At 75.1% G+C, this 1,383-nt stretch carries 1 protein-coding gene; it reads right to left on the bottom strand.

What is annotated here, in order from left to right; all coding sequences use genetic code 11:
* A partial coding sequence (locus tag PAI11_RS10955) for an alkaline phosphatase family protein (protein ID WP_170320717.1) occupies window positions 1-1,088 on the bottom strand: 1,088 nt, incomplete at its 3' end.
* Window positions 1,089-1,383: the final 295 nt, after the last annotated feature.

The raw sequence follows: 1,383 nt of genomic DNA, 5'->3' as shown, positions 1-1,383 counted from the left end.
GCGCCGTCGGCGGCGCTGACGGTCAGCGTCAGCCGCGGGGCGCCGCGACCGCGCAGGGCGCCGCGGACGCCCGGGTCGGCCGGCGGCAGCGGCGGCTCGGGGTCGGGCGGCACCGGCGTCGGCACGAACGAGCGTCCATCCAGGTTCCACGCCGGGTCCTGGGCGATCCGCAGCTGGTGGAGGACGGTCGGCGCGACGTCGACGACCTTGATCGTGTCGGGCGTCTGGCGCCGCGGGACCCCGGGGCCGGCGGCGATCACGAACGAGGTCCGCTCGATCTCGCTGTCGCCGCCGTGGATGAAGATCGACCCCTGGTCCATCGTCTTCTGCCCGTGGTCGGTGACCACGATCACCGTCCACTGCTCGCGGGCCGCGGTCGGCCGCGCCGCGATCGCCCGCAGCAGCGTTCCGACCCGGCGGTCGGTCCGCAGGATCGCGTCGCGGTAGGCCGGGCCGACGGTGCCCTCGGCGTGACCGGCCTCGTCGATCACGCCCAGGTAGACGAAGCCGGCGTCGGGGTCGCCGCCGCGCAGGTAGGTCGCGGCGAGGTCGGTCGAGATCTGGTCCTCGGCGTCGTAGGAGGCGATCGTGTCCTGCGCGCTGGCGGCGTGCTTGACGTCGATCTGGTCGCCGAAGATCGGGCCGCCGTTCTGGTGCAGGCCGAGGTTGCCCCAGTCGCTGACCGAGAAGGTGCTCAGCCGCGGGCGGACGCGCTCGGCCCGGGTCAGGAAGTCGACGTAGCCGTTCTTGCCGTCCTGGAGCGCGTCGTTGTTGAACAGCCCGACGACCCCGTGCTTGGCCGGCCAGACGCCGCTGGCGATCGTCGACCAGCCGACGGCGCTCATCGTGAACGCCTGCGGCGGCTGGTACTGCAGCAGGGTGCTGGTGCCGAAGCCGCGGTCGACCAGCGACTTCAGGTTCGGCGTCCGGCCCTCGCCCATCAGCTTCGTCAGGTCGCCCCAGCGGGTCCCGTCGAGGCCGATCAGCAGCACCTTGCTGCGGCTGGCGCCGGCCGGGCCCTTCAGCGGCCCGCTCTCGACGGCCGCCCCGGCGACCGGCGGCGCGGCGAGCGCGAGCGTCGCCACCACCGCCGCCGCCGCCCGAGCCGCTGATCGACGGGCCCTGCGATTCGCGAAGCGTTCCATCGTCGTCCTCTTCCTCCCCACGGTGAACGCGAGGTTAACGTCGCGTGGTCGCTCCCGGGGCGCCTCCCCCACGTCCCGCTCAGCGACGCGCGGCGCTGACGCGCACGACCGTCGTCGCCCGCCGCCAGCCGGGCTTCGAGGCGCGCGCCGCCCACCGGCCCGCGCGCGAGAGGCGTACGCGCAGGACGGCCCGTCCGCGGCCGTCGCTGCGGGAGCGCGCCCGGCCGAGCCGGACCGT

Source organism: Patulibacter medicamentivorans, assembly GCF_000240225.1.
GTDB classification, from domain to species: domain Bacteria; phylum Actinomycetota; class Thermoleophilia; order Solirubrobacterales; family Solirubrobacteraceae; genus Patulibacter; species Patulibacter medicamentivorans.
This window is presented reverse-complemented; position numbering and strand designations above follow the sequence as displayed.